Raw genomic sequence first — 25,651 nt, 5'->3', positions numbered from 1 at the left:
ACTTTGGGGCGGTTTAGGGGATGACACTCTCACGGGAGACGATTTCTCTGGGGGACAGGGTAGCGATACGTTTGTGCTTGCCCTTGGCGAAGGAACTGATACAATAATAGATTTTCATCTGGGTGAAGATTTTTTGGGGTTGGCAGTACGAAACAATTCAAGACCTTGGTAGCGGACTCAATTACAACAAAAAAGGACTTCAAAGACTACTTAAGCGCATTATACAAGGTGATGTTGGACGCTTAGTATTGACCCACAAAGACAGACTTCTTAGGTTTGGCTCAGAGCTAGTATTTGCAATGTGTGAAGAGTTTAGAACTGAGGTTGTAATCATCAATAAGTCATCAAAAGAATTGAGTTTTGAGCAGGAGTTAGCAACGGACATGATCGAGCTGATTACAGTTTTTTCAGCTCGTCTATACGGATCTAGAAGCAAGAAAAACAAAAAACTTATTGACGGCATGACTCAAGTCGTAAAGGATGTTCAGTAATGCTTTTAGGATTCAAGACAGAATTAAGACTGAACAACAAGCAGCGAACCGCATTAGCTAAACATTGTGGTGTTTCTCGCCATGCGTGGAATTGGGGTCTAGGTTTAACCAAGCAAATACTTGATCACAATCGGGACAATCCAGAGGATAAAATCAAGTTCCCCACTGGGATTGACCTGCACTCATTGCTAGTAGCGCTGGTTAAACCCATCTGCCCTTGGTACTATGAGGTGAGTAAATGCGCTCCCCAGTATGCGCTAAGGCAGTTAGCCCAAGCCTGGAAACGGGCATTTAAAAAGACGAGTAAACCACCTCGGTTTAAGCGTAAAGGAAAGCATGACAGCTTCACTCTAGACGGGTCAATTCAGCTTGACCATTTCAAGATTAGAGTTCCTAAAATTGGTTGGCTGAGGACGTATGAGCGATTGCCCGTTCGATTTCAGCCCAAGTCTGTAATTATTTCCAGGACGGCTGACCGATGGTTTATCAGTTTTAAGTTGGACTTTGAGCCAGTCAACCGCCCCAAACCTCACTTTGTAGTGGGAGTAGACTTAGGAATCAAAGCATTAGCCGTCTTGTCTACAGGCATCGCGGTAGAAGGGGCAAAAAGCTATCGTAAGTACTCCAAAAAGCTCTCTCGTATGCAATGGCTAAACCGTCATAAACAGATTGGTTCCGCTAACTGGAAAAAAGCCCAAGTTAAAATAGCCCGTTTACATCGGAAAATAGCCAACATCAGGAAAGACACATTGCACAAGCTCACCTCCTATTTAGCCCAAAACCACAGCAGGATAGGAGTAGAGAATCTTAATGTGTCCGGAATGATGGCTAATCACAAATTAGCTAAAGCCATTCAAGATATGGGCTTTCATGAGTTTAAACGCCAATTAGAGTACAAATGTCAATTGTACGGGTCAACCTTGGTTGAGGTAGATCGATGGTATCCTTCAACCAAAACTTGCTCCCGGTGTCACACAGTTAAAGACGAAATGCCCCTATCTGAGCGGGTTTTCCGGTGTGACAACTGCGGATTTGAGTGTGACAGAGACTTAAACGCATCGCTCAATTTAGACAGGTTCCGCCAGTTAGGTGGTTTTAGCCTGTGGACTGGTTGAGTGCCGTCACCGCCAGAGTGAAGCAGGAAGTAAGCAGCTTTCGTTAGGTCTGACTAAGGTTGACCAGCTTTGAGTAGGTCTTATGTAACGGAATATCCTAATGTATCGCCGTAGTACTATAACGAGGAACCACTTTGGCAAGGTTTACGTCGGCAGAGTGTAAAACTCTCACGCTAACTCTCTTAAGATTAAATCGGAAAACCAAAACAACACAACAATGAACTCAACCTATCGCATACTGACCATTTTTGGATTAATAACTGTCCTGACGGGATTCTCCGAAGCGGTTCACGCCCAACAGCCAATCAGGGTTGTGCAAGAAGCCTCGTCAGAGGAGTTAACAGCCGTGGAACTGTATAACCGAGGCGTCGATAAATTGGAACAGGGTGATTATGCTGGTGCGATTTCTGACTTCGGGGATGCATTACAACTGGAGCCCGAAGATGCGGATACCTATTATAATCGCGGCTACGCTTATCATAGTCTGGGTAATTACGATGCTGCGATTTATGACTATACCCAAGCGATTAAATTAAATCCCGATTTCAGTCAAGCCCATAGTAACCGAGGCTATACCCATTTTGTGCGCCGGGATTATCAAAAAGCGATCGCGGATTTCACGAAGGCGATCGAAATTGATCCGGAAAATGACACAGCATATATTAGTCGCGGGAATGCCTATGATGAGTTGGGAAATTCTGAAGAGGCTCTCAATGATTACGCCAAAGCGCTGGAAATCAACCCCGAAAATGCTCGCCTTTATTATAATCGGGGGCTAACCCGCAATCGCTTGGAACAATATGAAGACGCGATCGCTGATTATACTAAATCAATCGAACTGCAACCCACCTTTGCTGAAGCGTATTACAATCGGGGGCTGACTCAATTCCAATTGGAGAACATTGAAGCAGCGACGGCTGATTTGCAGAAAGCGGCTGAACTTTTCAAAGAACAAGGCAGATTAGACAGTCATCAAAGTGTTGTGAATGCGTTACAAGCGATGCAAGGGGAAGCAAACCCCTGACCCTACTGATTTTAGCTTTTTAGGCTAAATCGAACTAATGTTTCGCGTAATCCTTAATCAGATTTCACTTCATTGTTAGTCCAAAATCGCTGGATTAACAGGGGTGTTCCCGATTTAGGGAATCGCCGCAATTAGCTAACGCTCGATACAGAGACAGCGACGAACATTAATCCACTAACTAAAACTAGAGCCGCAATTCCCAGGAATACATAGGTGCGTTGCTCGGTTTTGGTTGGTGGTTCTGCTTGGTAGACTTTCGGTTCACGGGCAAAGTTATTTAAACGTCCGCCTTCTTCTGTGGTATATGGCATGGATGATAACCTTTTTTACTCAACTTATAGAATTGTAACAAACTCTCAGTATGAATACTCTCTTGTTTGGATAAGAAATTGTTATAGTCGCTAAAAAGCGGTTCTAACCCTCTAATAACCGTTGCACCGAAACCCGAACATCAAGAAATGCCAAGGGCTGAATTTCTCCCGTCGTCAGGGTTAATTGGCGGGTATAGTCACCATCGACAGGTTCACGGAACACTTTCAGGTGTCGGTTTTTTAAGTTGACAACCCAATAGTCCTCAATTCCGGCAGCGGCGTAAGCCCTGCGCTTGATCTCCAAATCTTTGGCAAGGCTGGTGTTAGCAAACTCAATCAGCCAAAAGACATCTTCAGCGTAGGGATGGCGCTGGCGGTAGATTCGTCCCAGAGGTCTGACGATCGCCAGATCAGGCTCAGGTTCAGAGTTGTTCGGTAGAGTAATAGGACGACCTTCCCGGACTTTAGCGCGATCGCCTAAAAGTTGGCTAAGATAAGTCCCACTTTCATCTCCCAGGTAAGCATGTTCTGGACCCTCCGGGGGCATTTCAATAATTTCTCCGTTTAACAGTTCGACATGACGATTGTCTAAAAGACCCACTTCAATCATGCGGTGGTAGTCATCTAGCGTCCATTTGGCGGTAGTTACGGTCATCAAATTATCCTCCAGATTTTGGGGATTTGATTAATTTTGACGAAGTAATCCTCAAACCCTAACAAAGAACAAAGAACAAAGAACAAAGGACAAATGACAAATGACAAATGACAATCTTAACTAATTGTCCCCGTCAACGGTGAACTCGCACTGGCATAACTTTTAATCGGAATCCGTCCCGCCAGAAATGCCAAACGCCCTGCTTCAGTCGCCATCCCCATCGCTTTCCCCATCGCCACCGGATTTTTGGCTAGCGCGATCGCACTATTCACTAGTATTGCATCTGCCCCCATCTCCATGGCTTGCGCCGCTTCACTAGGCGATCCAATTCCCGCATCTACGACCACAGGAATTCCCGCTTCTTCGATAATAATTTGAATATTTGCCGCCGTTTTAATCCCCTGTCCTGAACCAATCGGCGAACCCAAGGGCATTACTGTGACACACCCCACCTCTTCCAATCGTTTAGCTAACATGGGGTCAGCATTAATATACGGCAGTACCGCAAACCCCTCTTTCACCAGTTTCTCAGCGGCTTCCAAAGTGCCAATCGGGTCAGGTAATAAATATTTCGCGTCGGGAATCACTTCTAACTTGACAAAATTATTATCCTCTTGCCCCAACAACTTTGCCATTTCCCGTCCTAACCGCGCCACCCGCACCGCTTCCTCTGCGGTTTTACAGCCGGCGGTATTGGGTAACATCCAGATTTTTGTCCAATCCAGCGCTTCTGCTAATCCTTCATGACCCGGGGCTTTGGTTTGCACCCGCCGCACAGCTACGGTAACAATCTGACTCCCACTCGCCGCAATACCCTGTTGCATTTGTTCAATGGTGCTGTATTTCCCTGTACCCGTCATCAGGCGGGAGTGAAATGTTCGACCTGCAATGATTAACGGGTCAGATGTCGCTGGTTCTGTAACCGAGGTGGTTTGGGGAAATACGGACGTAATTGGAGAACTGATCATTAAATTTGAGGAGGATTGATGATAAAAGCGATCGTATCGAAAATAGTCTAATAGCGGATCAACAGTTTGCGTTTCCATCCAGTCTGCCAATAGCTGGGCGGTTATTGGGGCGAGGAGAATGCCATTGCGATAATGTCCTGTCGCTAGGGTTAGGTTTTCACAAGGGCTAACGCCCAGGATCGGACACTCATCTGGGGTGGCGGGTCGAAATCCCCACCAGCATTCCCGAATAGACCAATCCTGTAGGGATGGATATAACCGTATTGCCCGTGATAGTAAGGTGTGAATTCCTGCTGGCGTATTATCCGATTGCCATCCCACGTCCTCACTGGTTGCACCAATCAATAATCGCCCATCCCGACGTGGAACTAAGTAGGTATCGGGTCCATACAGCACCCGTTGCAGGGGTAAGGGCTGATGGGGATTGGCTGGTATTTGTACCGACAGCATCTGACCCTTTTTCGGATAAACGGGTAGAGGTAGCAGTTGGTTAGACCAAGCCCCCGTTGCTAAGACATAATGGTCAGCCTGAAATTCACCAACCGAGGTTCTGACGCTACAAACGCGACGATTTTGCTGCTCAATTGCTTCAACGGTTACGCCTTCGCGCAGGTCAATCCCTGATTCTTGAGCGGCTAATCGCAGGGCTTGTGCCAAGGCGCGGTTATCGACTTGCCCATCTTCGGGATACCACCAACCGCCAATCACATCTGCCCCTAAACCGGGTTGATATAGATGAATTGCCTGTTTATCTAACCAATTCCCGACCTCAGGCTCAGAGGCGGAAACATTCTCATAGACGGGGGCGAGAATGCCGCAGGGCAAATATCCTGTCGCCACACCCGTAAGCTGTTCCAGTTTAGTACACCATTGGGAATAGAGCGATCGCGATCGCCCACATAACTCCCGCATCGGACTTTCGGGAATGGCTTCTGCATTAGGAGCTAACATACCAGCGGCGGCTAGAGTCGCTGCTTGTTCAAAGTCGCGGGTTAATACGGTGACTGTCGCTCCCCGCCACTTTAACTCTAGGGCGAGTGCCAAACCAATCACGCCACCACCAACAATTAAAATATCACTGGAAAAGTTCATTAGATAAAACGTTAGACGCGCCCTAGCCAGTCCGTACAGATTTGGTCAATCACGTTACCAGAGAGCCGTAATCGGTTCGGACTCCTCTGTCGCTTCACCCGCGCCTGTATCCGCTTGACCCACTGTGGTTTGAGGGGCTTGAGCTGTACCCTGATTATTTTGGGCTTGATTAATCGTCGCCGGAGCCTGAGCCGTTGGCTGAGTTCCCGTTGCTGCTTGAGGTTGTTGTGTTGCCCCTTGGTCGGTTGCCGTGTCTGGAACCGACTCGATAATTTGGTTAGCTGTGCGGTTTTCGCCCCCAAAGAGTTCTCCCAAAAACGGAAAGGATACTCCTTGCCAACCTAAAGCTGCTCCGACTACAACGGCAGCAATGACCACTAATCCAATTAATTTTAATTTATTCATGTTTGTTTCCCTGTAAACTCTACAGGACTTATGTCCCACCTACATATTAGATAGTTTTTGTACTGGCTTTTTTTACTCGACTGACACCCTCTCCAGCTAAACTTTGTCTGCTGTGGCAACTGTCTCACCGGATTCCAATATCTAGTGAGCTAACGACTTTCTATTATATCGCTCCTCTCCACTGTGATTAACTCCTGCTCCCAGACGTAGCATGAGACGTAGCATGCTACGTCTCTACATTTCACAAATATTTCTGCACCACCTGCCATCCGGTATAGGACACCCAGGCAAATCCGACAAATAAAGCAATATTGGTTCCCAGATGAACTGCTCGTGCCCAAGGGCGTTGGGGGCTAATCTGGGTGGAACTTGCGGCAGACACCGCAACCAACGCTACGACAGCTAATCCGGCAATCAAGTGTCCAGAATGTCCGAGATTGCCATAATGACCGATAGTACCCACTAAACCAATTCCCAGGAGCAGCAAAACCAAACTGACCATTACCCATCCGATGATGTAGTGTAAAGGTCGCAACCATTTCGGTTTGGGGTCTTGAGAGCGCCGTTTCGTGAACAGAACACTGCCCGTCACCGCCAACAGACTATAAGCCGCGAGGGACAAACCCATTGACCAAGCGGCTATTTTCCACAACCAGATAAAGTCGGGCAGATTCACAACTTGATGCCTCAAATTTAGCCTGTTTACTGCCCCAATCGTAACGTAAGAGGTTGCTCGGCTGAACAACCCCCTTAATCTTTGTTTTTTAATGGCTTTTGTTATCTAGTGAGCTGTTGCCACAGCTAAACGCGCTGCAGTGGCTGGGCTATTATTACTAATTATTTCTTCACTGGGCTTATTATCATCAGTCTGTGGTACAACGGCTTTAGCGTCAGAGGACGACGCCGGATTACCGTCTTGAGCGACAAGTAAGCGAGTACAGGGTATGGTATCCGAGAGAATCGCACTTGCCATCATGCCGGTGTGAATCTCTAATAGCGCTTGGGGTAGGGCTTCAAAGACTAAGCGCTGTCCTGGAAAAACCACGCGCTCAAAATACCAATTGGGAATATTTGTAATCCGAGCAATTTGAATCTGGCTCGTGGCGTTTACGTAGCAACAGACAATGTGAGTTTGATTATCAGAAGGTAGGGGATCAAGTATCTGAGTCATAACTGCTGAGTGAGGTACTAAATGAATTCTGATTGTTATTACTTCACCTAACTTAGCACTTGTGATCCCTTCCCTGTTGTAAACCCGACTACCAATTGTGCGGGTTTTTCGCCAATCTCGTCCCAGCGATCGCCGCTAAATGGCTAATTTGTCCCATCCCTGGGGATGAGAACTTCTACCTAGGGTTAAGACCCTCAATTGGAACGCCTTAGGTAAGATTGCTTAGATTGCCTCCCTCAGACTCTCAGATATGAACCCCACGAAAAAAAATAGCATACGCTTGAGGTCAGAACCCAATCTTGTTAAAGTAAAGTTAAGTTATGTGAAAAAGAAATCCAATATCTGAGAAAGCTGGGCTGGGGCTGTGTTATTCTCTCCCGGTCGGTGAGGGCTTAAACGTCTGCGTACACCGGGTTTTCCTCCAAGTTGGGTTGGAGATTTGCCCAGTTCAACCGAGCCAATCCTGTTCATAAAAGCCGATTTACCCCAGATAAAATTTATAATGTCACCAAAAATTCTTTATGTGCGCCTCCCCTGCAACCCGATTTTCCCGATTGGTGTTGTCTATTTAGCCGATCACGTTCACAAACTCTTCCCAGAGGTAGAACAGCGCATCTTTGACTTAGGCACTGTACCTCCCCTGGATTTTTCGCGATCGCTCGACGCCTGTATTGACGAATTCCAACCGACGATGTTGGTATTCTCCTGGCGCGATATTCAAATCTATGCTCCAGTTGGCGGTAGAGGGGGGAACCCCTTGCAAAATGCCTTCGAGTTTTACTACGCCAGTAACCCCTTTGTCAAGTTACGCGGGGCGATCGGTGGCTTACGCCTCGCCGCTGCTTATTACAATGAACTGTGGCGTAATTTAGGATTGATTCGCCGGGGACTTAAACGCGCTCGTACCTACAACCCAGAGGCACGGGTGATGGTTGGCGGCGGTGCAGTGAGTGTATTTTATGAACAACTGAAGACTAAATTACCCAACGGGACAATTGTCTCCGTTGGCGAAGGTGAAACCCTACTAGAGAAACTCCTGCGGGGTGAATCGTTTGCTGATGAGCGCTGTTATGTGGTGGGTGATACGCAGCCGCGCGATCGCATGATTCATGAACGCCCAACTCCCCTAGAAAAAACGGCGTGTAACTACGACTATATCCAAAGCATCTGGTCGAGTTTCGACTATTATTTCCAAGAAAGTGACTTTTATATTGGGGTGCAAACTAAACGGGGTTGTCCCCACAACTGCTGCTACTGTATCTACACCGTCGTCGAAGGTAAACAAGTACGGATCAATCCCGCTGATGAAGTGGTTGCCGAAATGCGCCAGCTTTATGATCGAGGTATCCGCAACTTCTGGTTTACTGATGCTCAGTTTATCCCCGCCCGGAAGTTTATCGACGATGCGGTGGAACTGTTGCAGAAAATTCTTGATTCTGGGATGACAGACATTCACTGGGCGGCATACATTCGGGCAGATAATCTCACCCCCCAATTATGTGACTTGATGGTGAAAACCGGGATGAACTACTTTGAAATCGGCATTACCAGTGGTTCCCAGGAATTAGTCCGCAAGATGCGGATGGGGTACAACCTTCGCACCGTGCTGCAAAATTGTCGGGATTTGAAAGCAGCGGGCTTTAATGACTTGGTTTCGGTCAACTATTCCTTTAATGTAATAGATGAGCGACCAGACACCATTCGCCAAACCATTGCCTATCACCGGGAGTTAGAGCGAATCTTTGGTGCTGACAAGGTGGAACCCGCGATCTTCTTTATCGGACTACAACCCCATACTCATTTGGAAGCCTACGCTTTTGAGAACAATATTCTCGAAAAAGACTACGATCCAATGAGTTTAATGCCTTGGACAGCGAAAAAGCTACTCTGGAATCCCGAACCCCTAGGCTCTTTCTTTGGTGAGGTTTGTCTGCAAGCGTGGCGGCAAAATCCCGATGATTTTGGTCGCGAAGTGATGAAAATTTTAGAGGAACGCTTGGGCTGTGCGGATTTAGAGGATGCATTAGCGGCTCCGATTGAAGCCTCAGCTAAGACGCCGCCTAAACAACTGGTTACAGCGGGGTAGTTGATTCTATCCGTTTATCGTTAACTCGAACAGCTTGGAGAAATTTAACCCTAAAATGTATCATAATTAACATAAAATCATCGGTTAAAATTCTCCCCTGCTCCCAGACGCGCCATGGCACGTCTCTACACACCCACTTTCCTCTGAACCCCTCAGACAAGGTTTGATCATGCTGCAAGGTTCGATATTACAAAAGTTAGATACAGCTCATCGCGGCGGTAAGCGACCGCTGAATTTTGGCGTTTATCACAAAAACACCCTGATTGCCCTGTGTCATGCTTTGGAAGACTTCATCTTAGAGTCAGAGGGAAAACCTCTGCTAATTGCAGCATTTCAACAGGGGAAATGGTATATGCAAGAGGCAGAACGTTATGGCGATTTAGCCGAACAGTCGTCTCAAGTGGTAATTCTGGCGACAGCGGAGACGGGTTTTGGGGAACATCCCACCAGCCAACGATCTAATGTGAGACTATTGGATTTAGAGGCTTCTGATCCAGTGGCTCAAGAATGGCATTTGATCATCATGTCGGAGACATACACAGCAATGGTCTTATGTCAAGAGCTATCTACCGAGGATTATGGCAGCAAAGGACCACCGACAGATGATCGGGAGCGCAAGTTTTATGGGTTCTGGACATTTGAGCCGGAATTGGTTCGGGAAACAGTCGATTTGGCGATCGCACACATTGGCGGTTACGATCAACAGTTACAACAGTGCCTCACCGACCAAGCACAACAGATTACGGATGCCTTCGGGAGCAAAAAACGCGATGATGTGGGGCAGGTTGTGTCTCGTGTCGTGGATTATCTGGAACGCTTTAAACAAGAATTACACCAAACTGAGGATGAGCCGCTTCAGAACTTGCCCCTTGCTGAGGAAGCCTTAGATAATAATTTAGTGTCTAGTAAAGTGCAGGCATTTTTGCGGATGGCACAGCTCATCGATCAAGCTGATGTAACCAATCCCATGGCAGCGGCGGAAGTGGCAACCCTTTGTGAAGCGATGGGTCAATTGCTTGACTTACCCGCATGGCAAATCAAACGGTTGCGATTAGCGGGATTGCTGCATCGCCTTGCGCCGTTACAAGCCGTAGATGATGACCTAGAACCAGCAAAATCCACGGTGCAGCAACAGACGGTAGCTCAACAAGAGACGATGCCCAAATCCTCGGTTTTGCGTGTCATGCCCCAATTACAGGCAATTGCTCACATTATCACCCACCAAACCGAACATTGGGATGGCTCCGGACAACCGGATGGTTTGGCTTATGATGCGATTCCCTTGGAATCGAGGATTTTAGCACTGATTACCACATTTCAACAGCGACTGAAGGACTATCAATCCCAAGAGACTCCTTTGGCAAAAGCACTCGATGACTGTCAGGCGTCAGGGGGTACAGTATTTGACCCAAAACTGCTTGAGGCTCTAGAACTACTGGTGATGGGAATGCAACAGGGTATGAGTTTACAGGCAAATCAACCTAAAATAGCCGCCGGGATGTGGTTGATTGATTCCCATTCCCCTCAGGAAGCCCAATCAAATGTTTCGTCTTAAGGTTTAAGTCACGCAGGAAAATTGATGGAAATCGAAGCAATTCGCGCAGGAAAAATTAAGCAGCTCTCAGGTGCTAATCTAGACGACGAAGATTTGTCTGGGAGCCAACTGGAACAGATTAATTTGGCAGGCGCTAGTCTGGTGGGTACGAATTTGTCGAGAGCGAATCTCAACGGTGCTCGTCTGGATGGCGCTAAACTGCTGTGCGCTCAATTGGTGTCGGCTGATGTGCGGGCAAATTGTTTGGGCGCTAATCTGATGCAAGCCAACTTGACTGGGGCGGATTTGCGCGGGAGCAATCTCCGAGGCGCAAATTTAATGGGCGCGAATTTGACACAGGTATCCTTTGCTGGTGCCTTTTTGAGTGGTGCGAATCTGATGGGGGTTAACCTCCAGGGCGTCGATTTCCGAGGTGCTGATCTGCGGGGGGCGAATCTCAACAGTGCTAATCTTAAGGGGGCGGATTTATCGCAAGCGGATTTACAAGGCGCTAGCTTGTGTGACGCCAATTTTGAGGAAGCGGATTTGCGCGGGGCGAATCTGGGAGGGGCGAATTTAACGGGAGCGAATTTGCTTTGTGCCGAACTCGATGACGTCAATGTAAATGGTGCGAAGTTAGAGCGGACTTGTGTGGTAGGAACGTCTCTGGAAAGTAGTTCCTAGAGGGTTGCCTGAGAATCGTGAGTTATTGTCCTTATAACAAAAGCAATACAAAGGACAAAGAGGCAGCAAATGATAATATTCTGACATAGAGGCTTGGATTTAGGCTTCACTCCTGCTATGATTCATGATTATCGAGTTGCGCCCAAAAAACTCTTCCATCTCGACAGGGTGGAGGAATATTTGGTATTGGAGTGATGGGGAGAATAGGGAAAAATAGGGAAAAAGGGTTAATGACCCTGATAAAATTAGGGACGTTTAATCTCCGGGGAATCTGTCCTGGCTCACCTCCTCACGCCCTCAACCGTCCCCGTTAACGAAAAAGGTATCGTGCCAGACTAGGGGATTGGGAGGATATCTATCCCAAAATCAGTTCGGTTATTTCCCTGATGCAACTCTATCCGTTTCTCGGTGTTTTAGGCGATGATAGTAACTAGGAGAGAATGCCAACCTGTTGAACCCTGTCGGTGTCAGGAGGAAAAGTAGCAGATGCCACAGCCGGATGATTTTTCCGAAATATTGAACCTTTACCTCTTTACCGTCGTCTAAAGGTGTAATACTATAGAGTTAAGGTAAACTCATACTGACTTCGCATTCGCCCTGTTCCTAGCCCAGAGTTAGTAAGCTGGGAAACGCCGCAGAATCAACGAAGAGACAACTGAGTCAATCGCTTTAACTCCTGATCTAAGGTTCGATCTCCTGCCCAACTCAATACAGGTAGGAGTCTATACATCTTTTAGTAGATGTAAACAACCGCTTCGCGCACGTATCCTCAAGGTGAGAGATGGCTATAGCTTTTGCTTTTGAGGTCAAAATCCGCGACAGATTTATTGCTCGTTTACGGAGTCACTACTCACAGATGCCCACTGTTAACACCAAACCAAAAACGACCAAGCCCACATTTTCGGCAGATATGGTTCGCACCTATCTGCATGAAATCGGTCGCGTGCCACTACTGACCCATGAGCAAGAAATTGTCTATGGTAAGCAAGTGCAGCAGATGATGCCGCTCTTGGAGGCAAAAGAAGCCTTAGCGGAAACGAAGAAGCGCGAACCGACGATACAGGAGTGGGCAGATCACGTTAATTTAGAGGAATCAGCCCTCAAGAAAATTATAAACCAGGGAACGCGAGCTAAGCGCAAAATGATCGAAGCGAATCTGCGCCTAGTGGTAGCGATCGCCAAAAAGTATCAGAAGCGTAACATGGAATTCCTGGACTTGATTCAGGAAGGCACCCTGGGATTAGAGCGAGGTGTGGAGAAATTTGACCCAACGCGAGGGTATAAGTTCTCTACTTATGCTTACTGGTGGATTCGTCAAGCCATTACTCGCGCGATCGCCCAACAAGCCCGTGCAATTCGGCTACCGATTCACATTACCGAAAAGCTAAATAAGATCAAAAAGGTTCAACGGGAACTGTCTCAGAGATTGGGGCGTAACGCCACACCAGCTGAGATTGGTCAAGAGTTGGAGTTAGAACCTGCCCAAATTCGCGAATATTTGAGCATCGCTCGTCAACCCGTATCCCTAGATGTGCGAGTGGGGGATAACCAAGATACAGAATTATCTGATCTGTTGGAAGATAGTGGACCTACACCGGTTCATTACACCACCCAGGAATCCCTGCGCCAAGATTTAGATAATCTCCTGGCAGAATTAACCCCCCAACAACGGGAAGTCTTGGCACTCCGCTTTGGCTTAGAAGATGGGAATGAACTGTCTCTGGCAAAAGTAGGACAGAGACTCAATCTCAGTCGTGAGCGGGTACGCCAGTTAGAGCATCAAGCTTTAGCCCAACTCAGACGACGCCACGCCACGGTGCGGGAATACATTGCCAGTTAGTTTGTTTGTAGTTGCGCTGTCTTCGCCCTAAACGCTGGCATCCCCTACGACAAGTTTAGCCAAGAACTAAAGTTCTGGCTCAAAGCTTAAACCCGTTAAAACGGGTTCACAAACTGTTTCCGAACGTCCAAGTTGGCGACATGCTGTCGAAGTGGTAGCGCAATAGGCTACCACTTTTTTTGTAAAAAAATATTAAGTTTTTAGGCAATGCCAAGACTAGAGATTGAAGTCCCTAAAATACTCTGTCAGTAGGAAAACCCGTCTGATGAGTGAGTAGATGTTCATTCCTTCGAGGGAATCGTCACTTAATGATAATCCGCTATTTTTTAACTAAAGAGTAATGAAGGCTCCAATCCAATTGCAAACGATCATAATTTTGCCCGTGCGAACTGTGACGGTTAAGAAACCGGATAAAGGCAGCGCAAACCAGAGACAGGTTCACGGTTAGATAGAAAGTAAGGATGCCTGCTAACGTCTACTTTAGCTTAAATCTACTTTAACAAATTAGGGCGGCTACCAACTGTGTACTAAAATTCCAAATTTTTTAAGGGTGTTTCGATATTATTTTAAAGGAGGTAACCACGGTGATTAGCCGATTCATTGAGTTTTTCCAGTCCCAACGTCAACCGTCTTTTTCTTGGCGTTTACCCCTAACCGGGTTACTGCTCACCGTAGGACTAACAATGAATGTCTCCAGTAGACCCCTAGCCGTCGCTCAACAACTCAAGCAAACCGTGGATAGTTCCACTGGGGAAACGAATCCATCTACTGTATCCGCTTCAGCCACTTCAATCCTAGATGGCACTTACCTTTACGGTCAATCCTCCCAACCCAATCAGATTGGTCAAGAATATATTGTGTTTCAAGCCAATCAAGGACAGCTAGTTGGGGCACTTTACTTACCTCAATCTGAATTTAGCTGTTTTCATGGCACTCTAGAATCTAAACAGATGAATCTCCGAGTTGTCAACCCCTACAACCAAACTGCTTTAGCTCATACTATTGAGAATCAGCAAGAAACTGCGGTAGCGGCGGCGGGGAGCCAGCTTAATCTCGATCGCACTTACGAATCCTTAACCTATCCCTACACCGTTAAGCTTGATCAGTATCAACCCGTTGGTCAACTGAGTGAGAATGATCAGCGGATGTTGAATATCTGTCGGGAAAACTTGTTCTGACAAATGACAAATGACCAATGACCAATGACCAATGACCAATGACCAATGACCAATGACAAATGACAAATGACCAATGACCAATGACCAATGACCAATGACCAATGACCAATGACGAAAATATTAACACCCTACCTCTAATCCCTCTGGCGGTTGGGAATAGAAGGCTTGTTCCTCTGCGGCTGTGGGTGAGTTCGTAAATTGTTCGATTTGAGTCAATAAGGTTTTTGCTTCTAGATCACCATTGTCGGTTCGGTGTTTGAGGTAGAGCTTTAGTTCATTAACTAGGGCAGTGGGGATGTTCATGGGTAAACTCCAATGAAAACGCTATATTCCATTTTGGATGATGAATGATCATATGATCAAAGGAAGCGAAAAGTTAAAGGTTGATCCTTGTGTTGGCACACTGGTAACACTAATTTGTCCCCCGTGAGCATTAATAATTTGCCGACATAAATATAAGCCTAAACCAATTCCGGTTAAGTGTTGAGAGTGCAATCCCCGAACATAAAGCTTAAAAAGCCGATCGCACTGCTGTTTGCTCATCCCTATCCCGTCATCGGCGATCGCACAATGAAGCATATCCCTCTCAACCCTTACTGTCAGCGTAATCTTAACCCCCGGTAGATTGTGTTTAAGGGCATTCGTCAATAGATGATGAAACACACACCGCAGTTGAGTCGGATCAGCTTTAACCGGGGGTAAGGTTTGGGGAATAACCGTCGTTAATTGAGCGTGGTTACTGCTGAATAACGGCTGCAAATCAGTCAGGATTTGGCTGAGGAGTTCATTTAAGCATAAAGGTTGACAGTGGAGTTCTATTTTCCGCCCTTGGTTAAAATGGTCTTCAGATAAGGCATTGATCAACGTCAATTGGCGATCGCTATTTTCAATCAGCCGATCCAGAATTCGGCGTGGCAGGGCAACGGTTTCACCAGGGCTGTTTTGGGTTCCCTTCAACATCAGAATTAAGCCCATCATTGATGTTCGTAGATCATGGGATACCGCTTGTAAAAACACATCTTTGAGTTCGTAAAGCCGTTGCAATTCCTGCATTTTTTCCTCAAGTTGCAGGGTGCGTTCCGCCACTTGACTTTCCAGGTTACTATTAAGACCTTGGACTTGTTGGTACAGTTGAGCTTGTTGAATGGCAATGGTGACTTGAACCGCTAATCGTCTTAACCAATCCACCTCAAAGGATTGCCAATGACGGGAACAGTGGCATTGATGAACGGCCAAGAGTCCAAACAGTTGCTCATCCAGAATTAATGGAATTGCCAGGGTAGCTTTAATCTGATAGCACCGATAAAAGTCTTTGAGATAGGGCGTTACATTAACCCGCTCCGTATTATCCCGGATTAAAATTTGACGCTGAGCAAATAATTCTTGGGTTTCTTGTAATAGTTTCTCTGAAGGTTTCCATCCCAACAGAGATTTATAAGCAGAGGCGACAGATTCGGCAGCAATTTTACTGTGGTTATTTTCATCTAGATAACTGATATAGACACGATCTGCCTGTAATAATTGCCGCACTTCCACAACAGTGGTTTGCAAAATCTGGTCTAAATCTAAAGATTGACGAATCCGCAGGGCAATCTCCGCTAACAAGCGATCGCGTTCTAAGGTAGCCCGGAGTTGATGTTCTGCCTGTTGACGCTCTTGACTCGCGGCGGCTAGAACTAAGGCGGTTATTGTTACCACTGCCATAAACGTTTGTAGCAGTAGAATTGCCCCTAGGGTACTTCCCGTTTTCACCACAAAGGGTCCGATCCCCTGGAGAACACCGCCAATTGCCATTCCCGAAACGATTAAACTGGCAAGAACCGCACCCCACACCCGAAATCGCAGCGCCGCCCAAACGACAAAGGGAAAGGGTAAATATTCCAGGGGATAGTCGGAAAGATCAAAGGTAGTTCGAGACTGGAAAACTAGCCAACTAAATACCCCCAGTAGACTCCAGCACAGGACGGCTTCTAAAATCTGTTGGGGTGGATAATCTGGCGGAAAAATTCGCTGAGGAGATTCCTGAACAATTAATAGCAGTAAGGGAGTAAATACTAAGATTCCCATACTGTCTCCTAACCAAAGGGTTCCCCAATTCAGTCCAAATTGATGCCATGGAATAAAATTTACCCAGCAATTCACTAGCGTACTAATCGTGGCATTAATTGAGGGGGCAATGATCGCGCCGAAGATAATTAGAGCATAAGCATCCTTAAGCCGTTCTAACGTCGGGTTAAAATCCAGGCGACGTAATCCCATCGCACCGACGACAGCTTGTAACGTACAGCCGATTACCGAACCCAGAGACACCAAAAATGAGGCTCCCAGAGACAGATTGAGCCAAAATGCACCAATCGCCACACCAACCCACAGCCGTTTTCCCTGCAAAAAAAGGGCAGCCAGAGCAATCCCCGCACCAACCCACACCGGAGACGCCTCAGCGCCCAATCCTAGCCAAGACAATGTAAAATGAGCGCTACCCTTATAAGCGATCGCGACTAGAGCAACTGTGATCAGGTATCGCCAGAAACGCTGCTGACTCCCAGGAAATATGGACAAAATTAAATCTTCACCGTGACTAATATTCAAGATTCCATAGCTAAGAGCGATCGGCTTCCATCAATAGGATGCCCAAGCTTATCAAAACTTAACTTCCCCTAGGTGGGTGAGTGTTGAGTTTTGACCCTTCACGACCTTCGAGGGAACCTGGTTTGTAGGGGCGGGTTTGACTACTAACCTATGTTGCCACCCAGATGTGACTAAACCCGCCCTGATGAATGACAAATGACGAATGACAAATGACGAATGACTATTCCTGTCTCACACTCTCCGGAACCCCCACCGGGGAAATACCCGCGATCGCTCTCAGGTTTTGAGAGCGAATTAATTCGGTAAAATTTAAACTCAGTCGTCCTTCTATCTCAGCCACGGATTCAATCGCCGCTAATAAATGCTGTGCCGCTTCTGTTTCGGTATAGCCACGCCGCAGGGCAACTTTGATCGCATCGGTATCCGCATCTAAGTGAGTTTGACAACTGCGACTGCTGCGCCAAATTTGACTCCCTGCGATCGCACTCAATCCCGTCGCCACGACGACACCCACCGCATCGCCTTGCACAAGTTCTACCATTCCCCCTAACAATCCGGCAATGACGACGCCTTGATATAAATCTGGCTTAAACCATTTGATCGTAATCAACCAACTTACGGTGCTTAGGAGCAGCATATCCCGTTGCGGTCTGGGTAAGCGACGCCACAGATCAAAGTTAATATAGATTGGACGATCTCTCAACCAAGGCATCGGGAAAGGAGTTTCAATCACCGCCGTCTGTTGCGGTTTACTGATAATTTTGGTCAGCATTCGCCCAGAGGCGGGCATTAGATCACGCAAGCGGCGAATTTCTGGCTCTGGATTCATCAGCCGAGGGACTCAAACTTAGAGGATTTATTAGGATAAAGTTAAAACACTTATTTTCCCAACTATCTCATGCCTGCCTTAAAATGCAAAACGCCTGGGCAGGGAAACCCCTAAGATAGGCATAGGAGATTGTCAAGATTAAACTCTTTCCTTAAGCTACAACCCAGCGATAGACTATGGACGCTTTTACCCCATTTCCGCCGCAATGGACAAAATCAGCTACTCATGCATTAGAGTTCTGCTGTCCCACCTGTCATGCTTCTTCGATGGAAGCCCAACGGGTTTGGATTAATCGACAATCGCCAGTCCTGACTGAAGATTATCGAAAAAAGTGGCAAGAGTTCTATCAATGCCAGTGTGGTAAAGTGTGGTGGGCTTGGAGTAGCGATCGCCCTCCCTCGGAATTGACGAACCGCGATCGACCCCCAGATTTGTAATGTCGAATACCATAAACAGCAAGTCACCCATGGCAGTAGTTGGGCTAGCATTCCAGTTTATTTATGCGCGTTTCCACTCTCATCGCCCTAACCCTAAGTACAGCCAGTTTTTGGGGAATGCCAATTGCCCCGATTCATGCTGTGCAGCAAGCTGATGGTACCGTTTCCTTTGAAAAATCACCACGCTTGATTAATGTGTTCACCACATTTGATCATGTGGGAGTATGGGGAGCTAAATATTATTTCACCCTAGAACTTCCAGAGAATGCGGGTGAACCCTTACAGAAGGTGACGATTAGTCAACGGGAAGGAAGCGAAACTATCCGTTTTCGACTTGATGATACTTTAGCATTTACCGGAACCGCTCGAAATAAAGGCGAACAATTGCCGTTACAATCGGTGACCAGAGATGATGCAACCAAAACGGTTGCTGTTAGTTTTGCCGAACCGATTTCTCCAGGAACCACATTTACCATTGGTCTTCAGCCACAGCATAATCCCTATTGGGGTGGAGTTTATTTATTTGGTGTAACCGCTTTTCCGGCAGGAGAAAAACCCTATGGATTATATCTTGGTGTGGGACGGTTGCACTTCTATCGACGAACCTCTTGTCGATGGGGATTTTGCTAGATAGGAAGGTGTTGGGGAAGCTGGGGAAGATGGGGAAGATGGGGAAGATGGGGGAGATGGGGAAGATGAGGGAGATGGGGGAGATGGGGAAGATGGGGGAGATGTGATGACACAAGCATCTGTCTGTAGGGGCGGGTTTAGGGACTAATATTGATTGTTATCCCTAGCTTGGCTGCAAAACCCGCCCCGACCATAAGACGAATGACGAATGACGAATGACAAATTACCAAGGACTACCAACCATAGTAAACGCACTCCAGTAATAAGGATGTTGAAAGTTACCGTCTCCGAGTCTGGCTAATTCTGGTGGTAACGGGACTGATTTATCACCCGCAATCAGCTGACCCCCTTCAATATAGACTTGTCCCTGCAACATTGCCAGTTGAGTTTGTCGCAGTGCTTCGGCTTTTATTGGCGCTTGTTTGAGGGTTTGATAGAGTTGAGTCATTAATCCTAACGTTCCCTCATCACTGACATACCATAAACTGCCTACGGCTGATTTTGCGCCCGCTTGAACCGCTAATCCAGCAAAACCTAATTCGGCTTCCTCATTCCCCAACGCCGTGCGACAAGCACTGAGAACTAAGAGTTCAACGGGAGGATTATTCCAGTCTAATTGAGGTAATTGATTGAGTCGCAGCTTCCTATCCCAAAGTTGGATATAGGAGTTATTCGGTTCTCCTGATTGGAAATTGGCATGAGTGGCTAAGTGGATAATGCCAAAAGGTTGCTGTTGACGTTGTTCTTTGAGATTTTCCAGAGTAAAAGTCTCGTTAAGAAAAGATTTTCCTTGCCACAGGGATTGGGTAATCGCGGATAACTCTACGGGGACAGCAGGTAAAGGTTTTTGATCCGTAAATTGGGCGACTCCCATTGCTAAAACTTCCATGTTTTCAATGGGAGCATAGTTGGGATTTACCAGGCTTAAACTTGGCATTAAACCAACACTGTATTTCTCAATCAAAAACTGTTGACCATCGTAAAGAGCAGCCATAGGAATAGAGCGCAAGCCGTAGTCTACTAGGAAGGTTACGTTTTCGATACCGAGGGCTTGTAGTTCATCGTCCATGGGAGCCACTAGCCAATCATAAAGTTGTTTACCGGGGGCAATGTAGCCTTTGCGACTGCGAACATTGGTGACTTCTAAGCGAAACTTATCCGCAACGTTGAGAACTTGTTGGCGAGTGATTTCTGGGATTCGTTTGCGAATGGGTAATCCATTCGCTGTAACCAGGAGTAATTCTAATTGGTCTTCAGGATTACGGGTTTTAGTAGGAGAAGTTTGCCTTGACGATGATGGATTTTCGGTTTGATTAGAACTCTCTAGCGGGACAAAACTGATATAAAGCAGTGCAGATTTAACTCCTGTCGTTTTCTCGATGTTGCTGAGAATATTTCGGCTTTGAGCGAGAGTAACTAAGGGGATATCAGTGGGTAAGCCTAAATAGTCTACAAATTGCCGAGTAAAGTTTTCCTCTGAGGCGTCAACAGATTGGAGAGATGAGTCATCAGAAGAAGCGGGTGATGAGGCTTCGCTGGATGAGTTGTTAGCGGGGGTGGATGGATTGCTATTCGTTTCACTGGATGGGGTTTCAGCGGAGACAGATTGAGTACTGTTGGTTTCGCTTGGACTAGGATTGCTGGAGTTAATTGGTTGATTTGTCGGTTCAGATAGAGTCGTATCGCTGGAATTATTCAGATTGTCTTCGAGATTATCCAGGTTATCTTCTGGGTTCACAGAAGCAGAGTTTTCGGGATTATTAAGGTTATCTTCCGGGTTCACAGAAGCAGGGTTTTCGGGATTATCAAGGTTATCTTCTGGGTTCACAGAAGCAGGGTTTTCGGGATTATCAAGGTTATCTTCCGGGTTCACAGAAGCAGGGTTTTCGGGATTATTAAGGTTATCTTCCGGGTTCACAGAAGGAGTTCTTTCGTAAGTAAGAATTGGAGACTCTTCCTCACCACCAGGAATAAGTTGCTCAGGATCAATTTGCCAATCAGTGTCATTATCAAGATCGGGAGATATGATAGGAACTAGATTAATCAGGGGATCGGTTTCTGGATCGGTTTCCGGATTAAGAATTGGAGGAATTTCTGAATCGGTTCCCGGATTAAGAATTGGAGGAGTTTCTGGATCGGTTCCCGGATCAGGAATAACTGCATTTTCGGTTCTCGTAAACAGACTCTGATTTCTCAGTTCCTGCTCTCCGGGAATGATATTGTTATATCGAATGCTACCCCCAGCGATCAAGTTTATACGACCTAACTCACCCTCTCCCCGTTGAGAAACATCTATAGTACCGTTGATATTAATATCGCCCGAAGCGGATAATTGTACAGAACCGCTATTCCCAGAATCATCTTCACTTGTAGATATATTCCCAGGTCTATTTACAGATATATTGCCGATAATGATATTACCTGAATCAGCCTCCAATAGTATCGAACCAGCATTACCAGAACCATTATCATTGGTATTGATACCATTATTGATAGTAATGTTCCGAGAACTAGACAAGGTTACCGAACCTGCATTGCCATCATTCTGGTCGTTAGTAACTATGTTGTTTGCCAAAATGTTACCAGCGGCAGATAATTCTACGTCCCCCGCATTACCTAAACTTTGATCAGTTGTATTAATAGTGCCATCGATAGTAATATCACCAGTAGCGTTTAATATTACAGAACCAGCATCAGTTGTCGGCACAGAATTAGACGTCGTGATATTCTTAACGGTAATATTTCCGGGTGACGATGGACTTCCTGTAGAGGCAAAACTTGTGTTTCCAGTGTTTTGGGGAACATTGGGGGGATTCTTCAAATCTGCTGGGTTTAAACCTGCCCGCAAAATTACGGAGGGAGAGTTAGCCAAGAGTCGAATATCTGGATCAGGATCAGAAACTGAAAACATAGTATCGGGTCCAGTAATTGTGATATTCCCGCCAGTAATACTGCCTGTCGCTTCTATCTTCAGTGCCACACCATTATAATCACCAAATGTAACATTCCCATCAACGCTAATAATCGGGTCAAAATAACTCACAAAGTTACCTGGATTACCGACTAAATTCAGCAGCGAGAAACTTCCACCACTGGTAAAATGAGCATCGCCTGAAATATCTCCATCGCTGACTAAGCTGAGATCGCCGCCACTTTGAAAAGGCGTTTGGGGATGATTTAATGCCAATATATCAATGGTATTATTTCCTTGAATATAAAGATTGCCTCCAGCTTGAGCAAGGAAAGGATGGGTTACGCTATCGCGCACCCGCACCGTATCTTGTGCCAATAAATTCAAGTCACCTGTAGTTTGTAACTGACTCTCAACCAAGGTTAGGTTATGCTGGGCAGATAAGGTTGCTGTCTCAGCAATAACGTTTTTCGCAACAATATCTCCAGATTCAATCGGAATACCAGACGCTGAGATTTCTGCTGTTCCATTGCTATTGACTTCAACGTCTGGAAACTCAACCGAACCTGTCAGCAATTCCGGTAAAGATAAGGGAGTAACGGGTATCTCTCCCGCCGGAACTTCTAGACTTAACAAATGTCCAGGTTGACTGAGGCGAACTGTACTCTCACCGGGAACTGTGGTAATGGTAATCTGTCCGTTAGCGGCTTCCAAGTTACCTGTACTTACTACTGTACCGCCAACTAAGCTTAAATCTTTGCCAACCTCTAGATTACCCCCATTGACAATCGCCCCAGGGTTGGATGTGTTAAACGTAAAAGCATTGGGTTGACCGATAAGAGAGGTATAATTATTGGATGCGATCGCACTAAACCAATTCTCCCCAAACCCAATCCCCGTCGCTGTTGTCGCCGTAAAGGATGCAGGTACATCTAACCGGGAATTTTGACCAAACACAATCCCAGCCGGATTCATCAAAAATAGATTGGAATTGCCTCCCGTTACCTGAATTAACCCATTAATTAATGAAGCATTGCCTCCTGTTACACGGGATAAAATGTTCTGGATAGCTGGATTGGTTAGAAAATTAGCTGTCTGGTTGACATCTAAACCGAACTCACTAAAACTGTAAAAAAGATTAGCGCCATCTCCAGAGGTTTGACCACCAGTAATCGTGAATTGATTTCCACTAGCTTCTACTTGAGTATTTGTTCCATCATTGGCTGGCACAGGTTGAGGTTGTGCCTCAACGCCAGTAGGAAAGAATCCTAAAACTAACGTTCCTAGTAAAATACGATTGACTTTACGATTTTCAGTTAGCCAAGTTAATAACTTGGTCAGATGCCATCTTTCCTTAGTTAACCCCACAGCTATTTTCCTCTGATTCATGGGTCGCCGCCTGATCAATCAAGCTCAATTTAGTTTGTTAAATTATGATTTAGATTTCCATATCAATCGTTCCAAAAAATGCGTATTATTCAAGAGATTAAAAACTGTTTAGGAGATTAATGCAGTGCGTTTTTATTTTATTCAATTACTTGGTCTAACTTAGAGATTATGAATAACAAGCAATAACTTGTCTCACTTCTTATCTATTTATTCAATATCTGCAACCCCGGTGCTGATCAATGTAATTCACCATTCAATCCTTACGATTGATTTCCGGATAATTATTCAGCAGCATCAATAATTTAATCTATGCCTTATTTTTAGGATAGCATCGTATATTGTATAGTTGCTAAACTTCATTAAAACTTCATTGACAGATTGTCCAAAGTGTAGATTGTGTAAATCAACTGAACTATGTTAAGTTCTGCGAATATGTCTCAAACCCTTATATAAACGTAGCTTGCTTCTCGCTTCGCGAGAATAGCATTTTTATTTGAGATGTGGAAATCACGATGGTAGACAAAGGCAACAGGCAAAACCTCGACCCTTTGACAAGCTCAGGACATCGCTTACCTCGACGGTCAGTGAGCCTAGCCGAACTGCGCTCGGTAACACGCTCGGTGTGTCATAGGTAACAGGCAACAGGAAGAAAGAGTTCCAGGTATTTTAGGTATGATTAGAAACTAGCGTTGGATTTCATGAATGATTTTAAATACTATATGACATAAGACAAATGACGAATGACCAATTACCAGGGACTACCAATCATTGTGAACGCACTCCAGTAATAAGGATGTTCAAAGGTTTGATCTCTTAACCTAGCAAGTTCCGGTGGTAAAGATATCATATCCTGAGTGGTAATCAGTTTTCCATCTTGTGTATAAACTTGCCCGTTGAGCATAGCTAGTTGAGCTTGGCGCATAGCTTCTGCCTTAATTGGAGCTTGTTTGAGCTGCTGATAAAATTCAGTTATCAACCCCAAGGTTCCTTGATCACTCACATACCACAAACTCCCCACCGCCGACTTAACCCCCGCTTTAACGGCTAACCCAGCAAAGCCTAATTCCGCTTCCTCATTCCCCAATGCCGTGCGACAAGAGCTTAGCACCAATAACTCTACCGTTGGCTTGTTTAAGCCTAACTCAGACAGTTGATTAAGTCGCAGTTTACTATCCCAAAATTGGATATAGGAGTTACTCAGATCTCCTGGCACGAAATCAGCATGAGTTGCCAGATGAATCATGCCATAAGGCTGACGGTTTTGCTGTTGTTTTAGGTTATTCACTGTGAATGATTCATTGAGAAACGATTTACCCCGCCATATATCCTGGGTGATTTCTGATAACTCTACTGGCACAGCTGGTAATGGTTGTTTATCGGTAAATTGCGAGGCTCCCATTGCCAGAACTTCCATGTTGGTAACAGGCTCATAACGGGTATCAGTGAGGCTAAGACTCGGCATTAAGCCAACACTGTACTTTTCGATGAGAAACTGTTCACCATCATAGAGTGCCGCCACGGGAACGGAGCGCAAGTTAGTATCGAGGAGGAAAATGAGATTTTCGATCCCTTGACCTTGGAATTCATCTTCTAATGGCTTCACCAACCAGTTATAAAGTTGCTGTCCCGGTACAATATAACCTTTTTTGCTACGGACATTGGTGACTTGCAAACGAAATTCATTAGCAACTTTCAGGACTTGCTCACGGGTTACTCCTTCTACTTCTTTACGAATTGGGGTTCCTTGAGCAGTTACCAGTAGTATTTCTAACTGATCTTGAGGACTTGGAGTTGGAAAGGGTACATTTGTTTCCCCATCAGGAGCAATCGTTTGGGGCGCAAAACCGACATAGATGAGTGCGGGTTTAGCTCCCGTTGATTTTTCAGTATTGGCGAGAATTTCCCGGCTTTCTGCTAGGGTTCTCAGAGAAATATCTCCAGGTAGCTCTAAATAGTCCTTGAATTGCTGGGTGAATTTTTCTTCAAACTCAGCCACAGAATCCGTTTGAGTTGAATCTATTGGCGGGTTTGTTTCGGATTGCTCTTGGGTTGTAGTAGATTGGTTGCTCTCAGAGCCGGATTGGTTAACTTGGTTGTTATCACTTGGTTCATTAACACTTGGGTTTGTACTATCTGGATTAGGTTCAGGAATCGCTTCCGCTTCCGAAATTGGTTCGGCTTCCACTTCCGCTTCCGCAATGGGTTCGGCTTCCACTTCCGGTTCCGGAATGGGTTCGGCTTCAGGAATTGGTTCCGCAATGGGTTCGGCTTCAGGAATTGGTTCCGCAATGGGTTCGGCTTCAGGAATTGGT

General features: G+C 46.0%; 20 protein-coding genes and 1 pseudogene. 10 read left to right on the top strand and 11 right to left on the bottom strand.

The window, feature by feature from the left end; all coding sequences use genetic code 11:
- Nucleotides 1-137: 137 nt before the first annotated feature.
- The 3 genes and pseudogenes from RIB93_RS13635 to RIB93_RS13625 all read left to right on the top strand — a co-directional run.
- Nucleotides 138-491 (top strand): annotated as a pseudogene (locus RIB93_RS13635) (IS607 family transposase); the annotation flags it as partial.
- Nucleotides 491-1,606 carry an RNA-guided endonuclease InsQ/TnpB family protein gene (locus RIB93_RS13630; RefSeq protein ID WP_446373301.1) on the top strand — a complete coding sequence of 372 codons (1,116 nt, stop codon included), beginning with the start codon at nucleotides 491-493 and terminating at the stop codon, nucleotides 1,604-1,606. The pseudogene RIB93_RS13635 and the gene RIB93_RS13630, both read left to right, overlap by 1 nt.
- A gap of 217 nt (nucleotides 1,607-1,823) precedes the next feature.
- Nucleotides 1,824-2,630 carry a tetratricopeptide repeat protein gene (locus RIB93_RS13625; protein WP_446373300.1) on the top strand — a complete coding sequence of 269 codons (807 nt, stop codon included), beginning with the start codon at nucleotides 1,824-1,826 and terminating at the stop codon, nucleotides 2,628-2,630.
- A 131-nt stretch (nucleotides 2,631-2,761) separates the two neighbouring features.
- Here the strand turns inward: RIB93_RS13625 and psb34 are convergent, their stop codons facing one another.
- The 6 genes from psb34 to RIB93_RS13595 form a co-directional block, all read right to left on the bottom strand.
- Entirely contained in the window at nucleotides 2,762-2,941 is a 180-nt protein-coding gene (gene psb34 / locus RIB93_RS13620; protein WP_446373299.1) for a photosystem II assembly protein Psb34, read from the bottom strand.
- Between the two features lie 103 nt (nucleotides 2,942-3,044).
- Complete coding sequence (locus tag RIB93_RS13615; protein ID WP_446373298.1) at nucleotides 3,045-3,596, bottom strand: Uma2 family endonuclease; 552 nt, start codon at nucleotides 3,594-3,596, stop codon at nucleotides 3,045-3,047.
- A 116-nt stretch (nucleotides 3,597-3,712) separates the two neighbouring features.
- Complete coding sequence (gene thiO, locus RIB93_RS13610) at nucleotides 3,713-5,656, bottom strand: glycine oxidase ThiO (RefSeq protein WP_446373297.1); 1,944 nt, start codon at nucleotides 5,654-5,656, stop codon at nucleotides 3,713-3,715.
- Nucleotides 5,657-5,710: 54 nt separating this feature from the next.
- Nucleotides 5,711-6,061 (bottom strand): hypothetical protein, encoded by a 351-nt coding sequence (locus RIB93_RS13605; RefSeq protein ID WP_446373296.1) that lies wholly within the window; start codon nucleotides 6,059-6,061, stop codon nucleotides 5,711-5,713.
- Nucleotides 6,062-6,302: 241 nt separating this feature from the next.
- A complete protein-coding gene (locus tag RIB93_RS13600; protein ID WP_446373295.1) occupies nucleotides 6,303-6,737 on the bottom strand; it encodes a DUF4079 domain-containing protein in 435 nt (144 codons plus the stop codon).
- 105 nt (nucleotides 6,738-6,842) lie between these two features.
- Nucleotides 6,843-7,232, bottom strand: coding sequence for a DUF1830 domain-containing protein (locus tag RIB93_RS13595; RefSeq protein WP_446373294.1), 390 nt, complete (start codon nucleotides 7,230-7,232; stop codon nucleotides 6,843-6,845).
- A 502-nt stretch (nucleotides 7,233-7,734) separates the two neighbouring features.
- Here RIB93_RS13595 and RIB93_RS13590 point away from each other — a divergent pair.
- The 5 genes from RIB93_RS13590 to RIB93_RS13570 all read left to right on the top strand — a co-directional run bounded on the left by RIB93_RS13590 (nucleotide 7,735) and on the right by RIB93_RS13570 (nucleotide 14,554).
- Nucleotides 7,735-9,318, top strand: a complete 1,584-nt coding sequence (locus RIB93_RS13590) for a photosystem II high light acclimation radical SAM protein (RefSeq protein ID WP_446373293.1) — start codon at nucleotides 7,735-7,737, stop codon at nucleotides 9,316-9,318.
- 169 nt (nucleotides 9,319-9,487) lie between these two features.
- Nucleotides 9,488-10,873, top strand: coding sequence for a DICT sensory domain-containing protein (locus tag RIB93_RS13585; RefSeq protein WP_446373292.1), 1,386 nt, complete (start codon nucleotides 9,488-9,490; stop codon nucleotides 10,871-10,873).
- Nucleotides 10,874-10,897: 24 nt separating this feature from the next.
- Nucleotides 10,898-11,536 carry a pentapeptide repeat-containing protein gene (locus RIB93_RS13580; RefSeq protein WP_446373291.1) on the top strand — a complete coding sequence of 213 codons (639 nt, stop codon included), beginning with the start codon at nucleotides 10,898-10,900 and terminating at the stop codon, nucleotides 11,534-11,536.
- Between the two features lie 856 nt (nucleotides 11,537-12,392).
- Nucleotides 12,393-13,376 carry an RNA polymerase sigma factor, RpoD/SigA family gene (locus RIB93_RS13575; RefSeq protein ID WP_446373302.1) on the top strand — a complete coding sequence of 328 codons (984 nt, stop codon included), beginning with the start codon at nucleotides 12,393-12,395 and terminating at the stop codon, nucleotides 13,374-13,376.
- Between the two features lie 584 nt (nucleotides 13,377-13,960).
- Nucleotides 13,961-14,554 (top strand): hypothetical protein, encoded by a 594-nt coding sequence (locus tag RIB93_RS13570; protein ID WP_446373290.1) that lies wholly within the window; start codon nucleotides 13,961-13,963, stop codon nucleotides 14,552-14,554.
- 120 nt (nucleotides 14,555-14,674) lie between these two features.
- Here the strand turns inward: RIB93_RS13570 and RIB93_RS13565 are convergent, their stop codons facing one another.
- From RIB93_RS13565 to RIB93_RS13555, 3 genes are all read right to left on the bottom strand, one after another.
- The gene (locus tag RIB93_RS13565) at nucleotides 14,675-14,857 is read right to left on the bottom strand and encodes a hypothetical protein (RefSeq protein ID WP_446373289.1); all 183 of its coding nucleotides are present in this window, start codon (nucleotides 14,855-14,857) and stop codon (nucleotides 14,675-14,677) included.
- A 48-nt stretch (nucleotides 14,858-14,905) separates the two neighbouring features.
- Nucleotides 14,906-17,143 carry a sensor histidine kinase gene (locus RIB93_RS13560; protein ID WP_446373288.1) on the bottom strand — a complete coding sequence of 746 codons (2,238 nt, stop codon included), beginning with the start codon at nucleotides 17,141-17,143 and terminating at the stop codon, nucleotides 14,906-14,908.
- A 220-nt stretch (nucleotides 17,144-17,363) separates the two neighbouring features.
- Complete coding sequence (locus RIB93_RS13555) at nucleotides 17,364-17,972, bottom strand: DUF3318 domain-containing protein (RefSeq protein ID WP_446373287.1); 609 nt, start codon at nucleotides 17,970-17,972, stop codon at nucleotides 17,364-17,366.
- A 176-nt stretch (nucleotides 17,973-18,148) separates the two neighbouring features.
- On the opposite strand from RIB93_RS13555, the gene RIB93_RS13550 reads away from it, so the two are divergent.
- Nucleotides 18,149-18,409 (top strand): hypothetical protein, encoded by a 261-nt coding sequence (locus tag RIB93_RS13550; RefSeq protein ID WP_006104661.1) that lies wholly within the window; start codon nucleotides 18,149-18,151, stop codon nucleotides 18,407-18,409.
- A 63-nt stretch (nucleotides 18,410-18,472) separates the two neighbouring features.
- Nucleotides 18,473-19,039 carry a DUF2808 domain-containing protein gene (locus RIB93_RS13545; protein WP_446373286.1) on the top strand — a complete coding sequence of 189 codons (567 nt, stop codon included), beginning with the start codon at nucleotides 18,473-18,475 and terminating at the stop codon, nucleotides 19,037-19,039.
- A 223-nt stretch (nucleotides 19,040-19,262) separates the two neighbouring features.
- On the opposite strand, the gene RIB93_RS13540 is transcribed toward RIB93_RS13545, so the two are convergent.
- On the bottom strand, nucleotides 19,263-23,339 hold the full coding sequence (locus RIB93_RS13540) for a CHAT domain-containing protein (protein WP_446373285.1): 4,077 nt from the start codon (nucleotides 23,337-23,339) through the stop codon (nucleotides 19,263-19,265).
- A gap of 748 nt (nucleotides 23,340-24,087) precedes the next feature.
- On the bottom strand, nucleotides 24,088-25,651 hold a 1,564-nt coding region (locus tag RIB93_RS13535; RefSeq protein WP_446373284.1), incomplete at its 5' end, for a CHAT domain-containing protein.

Source organism: Coleofasciculus sp. D1-CHI-01, from assembly GCF_040218875.1.
GTDB lineage: Bacteria > Cyanobacteriota > Cyanobacteriia > Cyanobacteriales > Coleofasciculaceae > Coleofasciculus.
This window is presented reverse-complemented; position numbering and strand designations above follow the sequence as displayed.

Bases quoted from the DNA above. Each gene is read 5' to 3' on its own strand.
- RIB93_RS13615 (WP_446373298.1), bottom strand. From the start codon at position 3,596: ATGACCGTAACTACCGCCAAATGGACGCTAGATGACTACCACCGCATG.
- RIB93_RS13585 (WP_446373292.1), top strand. From the start codon at position 9,488: ATGCTGCAAGGTTCGATATTACAAAAGTTAGATACAGCTCATCGCGGC.
- thiO (WP_446373297.1), bottom strand. From the start codon at position 5,656: ATGAACTTTTCCAGTGATATTTTAATTGTTGGTGGTGGCGTGATTGGT.
- RIB93_RS13540 (WP_446373285.1), bottom strand. From the start codon at position 23,339: ATGAATCAGAGGAAAATAGCTGTGGGGTTAACTAAGGAAAGATGGCAT.
- RIB93_RS13555 (WP_446373287.1), bottom strand. From the start codon at position 17,972: ATGAATCCAGAGCCAGAAATTCGCCGCTTGCGTGATCTAATGCCCGCC.
- RIB93_RS13550 (WP_006104661.1), top strand. From the start codon at position 18,149: ATGGACGCTTTTACCCCATTTCCGCCGCAATGGACAAAATCAGCTACT.
- RIB93_RS13605 (WP_446373296.1), bottom strand. From the start codon at position 6,061: ATGAATAAATTAAAATTAATTGGATTAGTGGTCATTGCTGCCGTTGTA.
- RIB93_RS13565 (WP_446373289.1), bottom strand. From the start codon at position 14,857: ATGAACATCCCCACTGCCCTAGTTAATGAACTAAAGCTCTACCTCAAA.
- RIB93_RS13595 (WP_446373294.1), bottom strand. From the start codon at position 7,232: ATGACTCAGATACTTGATCCCCTACCTTCTGATAATCAAACTCACATT.
- RIB93_RS13575 (WP_446373302.1), top strand. From the start codon at position 12,393: ATGCCCACTGTTAACACCAAACCAAAAACGACCAAGCCCACATTTTCG.
- psb34 (WP_446373299.1), bottom strand. From the start codon at position 2,941: ATGCCATATACCACAGAAGAAGGCGGACGTTTAAATAACTTTGCCCGT.
- RIB93_RS13590 (WP_446373293.1), top strand. From the start codon at position 7,735: ATGTCACCAAAAATTCTTTATGTGCGCCTCCCCTGCAACCCGATTTTC.
- RIB93_RS13545 (WP_446373286.1), top strand. From the start codon at position 18,473: ATGCGCGTTTCCACTCTCATCGCCCTAACCCTAAGTACAGCCAGTTTT.
- RIB93_RS13630 (WP_446373301.1), top strand. From the start codon at position 491: ATGCTTTTAGGATTCAAGACAGAATTAAGACTGAACAACAAGCAGCGA.
- RIB93_RS13625 (WP_446373300.1), top strand. From the start codon at position 1,824: ATGAACTCAACCTATCGCATACTGACCATTTTTGGATTAATAACTGTC.
- RIB93_RS13580 (WP_446373291.1), top strand. From the start codon at position 10,898: ATGGAAATCGAAGCAATTCGCGCAGGAAAAATTAAGCAGCTCTCAGGT.